Raw genomic sequence first — 3,935 nt, forward strand, 5'->3', positions numbered from 1 at the left:
TGACCGTGGCCGTGCCCATGACCGTGGCCGTGCCCATGACCGTGGCCGTGCCCGTGTGCGTGGCCGGCGCCGCGGCGGGCGGAGAGCAGGAGGCGGAGGCCGATGGCGGCGATCAGCACCCCGCTGGCCACCCCCAGCCACCCCAGCACCGACTCACCCGCCAGCGACGTGAACACCGTCAGCAGCAGGCCCACCACCAGCACCCCGACCGTGTGCGTGGCCGTCACCGTGGCCCCCACCACCAGCGCGTCCCGCGGCCGCCCCCGGCGGCCCGCCAGATACGCCGCCATGATGGTCTTCCCGTGCCCCGGGATCAGCGCGTGCCCGGCCCCGAGCACCGCGGCCAGCCCGACCGCCAGCAACCCGAGCGGCACGGTGAGCGAGTCCGACCCGATCAGGTCGGTGAACACCCGATCCACCCCCGCCAGTGCCGCGCCGATCGGGCCGCCGATGTCCAGCCCGCCGGGCCCGCCGATCCGCACCCCTGACCCGCCGGCCGTGCCCGCGCCGGGCCCGCCGACGGTGATTTCGGCGGTGCGCTGGTCGAGCGGGGCGGCGAGCAGATCCTCCGGGTACGCGCGCAACTCCCCGCTGACGCTGGCCGCCGGCACCGACGACGCCGACAGCCGCAGCCCGTCGCCGATCGCGGTGATCTCGCGCCAGCCGATCCGCTCCTGCTCGAAGCCGTCGCTGAACTCCACCCTCCCGTCGACCCGGACCTCCGCGACGAGCCGGCAGGTCAGCCGGCTGGTCCGCAGGCCGCCCTGCCCCGGCGTGTACGCGAACGACGCCTCGCCCACCCGCCACGGCACCTCCCTGCCGGAGACCACCAGGCGCTGGGCGGCGGCCAGCAGGGCGCAGCGGCGGTCCGCGTACCCGGCGTCCACCTGCGGCTCGGCCTGCAGCGTGGGCAGCTCGGCCAGGTCGACGACGGCCGTGTTGCGCACCTCGTCCGGGGCCAGGCGCAGGCCGTTGTAGTGGTTGACGGTGAAGTTGCCCAGCGGATGCACGGTGACCGTCGCCGCCCGGGCGGTGGCGACCAGCAGCACCAGGCTCAGCCCGAGCGAGATCACCAGGCCCGCCACGACGGAGAGCAGCCCGAGCCTGATCAGTCTCATGAGAACCTCGCGAGCGCGGAGAGCGCCGGGTCGAATTTCGGATCGGGCCGGGCGGGCAGGCCGAGCGCCTGCTCGATCCTGGCCCGGTGGTAGGCGATCAGCGGGTTGCGCCAGCCGGTCGCGGTCGCCTTCTTCGCGTACGTCAGGGCCTGCTTCGGCTCGCCCGCCCTGAACAGGGCCCAGGCCAGCGCGTCGGCGGCGACCAGGTTCGGGTTACGCGCGTACTCGGCCCTGGCGTGGCGCACGGCCAGCGCCGGGTCGCCGTGGTCGGCCTCGAACTCGGCCCAGGTCAGGTCGTCGCGCACGCCGGCCGCATCGAACAGCCGCTGCTGCGCCCGCAGCAACGTCCAGTCGGCGGGCTGACCGGCCTTGATCCGGGTCTCGCCCTGCTCGATCAGGTACTGGGGGAGCGGCAGCCGGGCGACCACGCTCTCGTACAGCTTCAGCGCCTCGGCCGTCCGGCCGGCGAGCGCGGCCGCCCTGGCCTGGCCGGCCAGCGCGGGCGTGTAGGCGGGGTAGGCCTGCAGCGCCTTGGCGTACCAGCCGGCGGCGGTGGCCAGGTCGCCCGAGTGCAGCGCCAGCTCGCCCAGGTAGTAGCGGGCGTAGGCGTGGTCGGCCGGCGCGAACGCGTCGTGCTCGGCGTACTCCAGGTACCTGCGGGCCCCGGCCACGTCGCCGCGCAGCTCGGCCGCGTACGAGGCCCGCGCGAACGCGGCCACCCCCGGCCGCAGGTTCAGCATCTCGTCCACCGCCTCGGCGGCCCCGCGCAGGTCGCCCAGCTGCGTGCGCGCGTCGGCCAGCACGCCGTGGGCCGCCGCCGACCAGGGGTTGGCCGCGATGGCCCGCTCGGCCAGCCGCTTCGACTCGGCGAACTCGTGCCGGCCGGCCGCGAGCGCGGCCTGGGCGGTGAGCACCGCGTCGTCCTCGGGACGCAGCCGCACGGCGTTGGCCACCGCGCCGTCGGCCTTGGCGTAGTAGGACGGGTCGCCGGTGATCCTGGCCTGGTCCACGTACTCGGTGGCGAGCCTGGCCCAGCCTCGGTGGTCGGCGGGCAGCCGCTTGAGCCTGGCCTGCAGCGTCTCGGCGGCGGGCCGTTGCGCGGCCCGCTCGGCGGGCGGCGCCGAGACGGACAGCACCGTGAACACCAGCGCGCCGGCCAGGGCCAGGCCCAGGAAGATGACGAGGGAACGCATCGAAGGTCTCCGGAAGTAGAAGGGGCCGGCCGGCCGCGAACGGGGAGACACGGCCGGCCGGCCGTGGCGCGGCAGGCAGTGGGAGACGGGACGCCTGCCGCAGGGGGACCGGCCGGTCAGGAGGGCTGACCGGCCGGTCTGGAGGGTGGTCAGCGCTCGTTCACGCCGACGTTGCTGGGCAGAGCGACGTACGGGAACGTCTTGAGGAAGGGCACGTCGTTCTTGTCCACCTTGTCGGTGAGACCGGGCACGAGCTTGCCGGACTGCGCGGCCCCCGCCACAGCCTGCAGCTCGATGTCCACCACGTCGTCGGCGAGCCGGCGGCCGTTCGGGAAGCCCTGCAGGTCACCGGCGAGCACGCCGAGCCTGTTCGGGTCCTTCGTGGGCGGGATGGACATGTTGAGCCGCAACATCTCGGCCGGGCGGAGCTTGCCGGCGTCCTGGTTGAGGCTCTGCGAGTTCAGATCGGCCTTGATCGGCCCGGTGGCCTTGGCGATGCCGGTCAGGAAGATCTGGACCAGGTCGTTGCGCGGGGTCGCCGGGGCCTTGATGCCGTAGGTGCTCTCGAGCAGCCTGGCCACCTCGGGGTCGGTGACGCGCTTGACCAGGGCGGGGACGTCGGCGTCCTTCTCCGGCGGCAGCGCGTTGAAGGCGTCCTTCAGCCCGGCGGGCGCGACCACCTCGTTGACCAGCGGGCTGCCCAGCCGCGAGACCTGGGTGTAGCCCTTGCCGTTGAACTTGTCGGTGGTCGACCAGACGCCGATCACCGGGTTGCGCTTGGGGTCGCCCTTGAGCGCGAGGTCGCTGGCCGGCACCTGTACGGCCAGCGTGCTCGTGTTGTAGCCCTTGACGGTGTCCGTGCCGACCCCGGACAGGTCACCGCGGTAGAGCAGGTCGAAGACCTCCAGCGACAGGAAGAACGGGTCGTCGGCCTGGCCGGCGTAGGTCTGGCCGCCGTTCGGCAGCTTCACGGTGGCCTGCTGGAGCAGCGTGGCGTAGTTCGGGATGGACGCCCGCCCGACGTTGCTGGGCGCCACGATGCCGTCGGAGATCAGGGTCTTGGAGCCCGACGGGGTGATCCGCTTGAGCGTGTAGCGCTGGCGGAAGAGCAGGTTCGGGTCGTTCAGCGAGGTGACGGGCCCGTTGTTGTACAGGTACGTGGTGTTGCCGCGCTTGTCCTCGTTGCGGAACGTCCACTGGTAGGAGACGTCGGGCTTGGCGTCGCCGTCGTTGTCGACCCTGATGTAGTAGCGGGACTTGGTGTCGAACGGGTAGAAGTTCGGGCCGCCCTGGGGTTCCTGGAACGGGATCCAGTTGGCCAGCAGCGTCACCGTGTCCGCCTTGTCGGGGCTGACGAACGCGTAGGTGTCGGTGTTGTCGTTCAGCGGGTCCGCCAAGATCGCGGGCGCCTCGCGGTGCGAGGAAGTCGATCCGGAGTCCGTGCGGAGAACGGCGAACGAGGAAGCGGTCAACGCCGCCGCGATGCCGAGCCCGACTAGAGCGCGCCGGTTGATCCGGAGCTCCATGTTCGGTCCTTTCGAAGGGCTGATCGGTACGAGAGGTTCCGGCCGGATTCCTCGACGCCCTATTCGTCCGAACCCCCGCCCCCGGATGTCACCTTCTT

The 3,935-nt window shown here is 72.7% G+C and carries 3 protein-coding genes; all 3 read right to left on the bottom strand.

Going from position 1 to position 3,935, the window contains the following annotated elements; genetic code table 11:
• On the bottom strand, positions 1 to 1,118 hold a 1,118-nt coding region (locus HII36_RS53720), incomplete at its 3' end, for a High-affinity nickel-transporter (RefSeq protein WP_173531124.1).
• Positions 1,115 to 2,311 carry a tetratricopeptide repeat protein gene (locus HII36_RS53725; RefSeq protein WP_173531125.1) on the bottom strand — a complete coding sequence of 399 codons (1,197 nt, stop codon included), beginning with the start codon at positions 2,309 to 2,311 and terminating at the stop codon, positions 1,115 to 1,117. The genes HII36_RS53720 and HII36_RS53725, both read right to left, overlap by 4 nt.
• A 149-nt stretch (positions 2,312 to 2,460) precedes the next feature.
• Positions 2,461 to 3,837: a DUF4331 domain-containing protein gene (locus HII36_RS53730; protein ID WP_173531126.1), complete on the bottom strand. Its 1,377-nt coding sequence runs from the start codon at positions 3,835 to 3,837 to the stop codon at positions 2,461 to 2,463.
• Positions 3,838 to 3,935 lie beyond the last annotated feature (98 nt).

The organism is Nonomuraea antri (genome assembly GCF_013283785.1).
GTDB lineage: Bacteria > Actinomycetota > Actinomycetes > Streptosporangiales > Streptosporangiaceae > Nonomuraea > Nonomuraea antri.

What these genes read in the sequence shown, in the direction of transcription:
- HII36_RS53725 (WP_173531125.1), bottom strand. Translation starts at nt 2,311, where the DNA reads ATGCGTTCCCTCGTCATCTTCCTGGGCCTGGCCCTGGCCGGCGCGCTG.
- HII36_RS53730 (WP_173531126.1), bottom strand. Translation starts at nt 3,837, where the DNA reads ATGGAGCTCCGGATCAACCGGCGCGCTCTAGTCGGGCTCGGCATCGCG.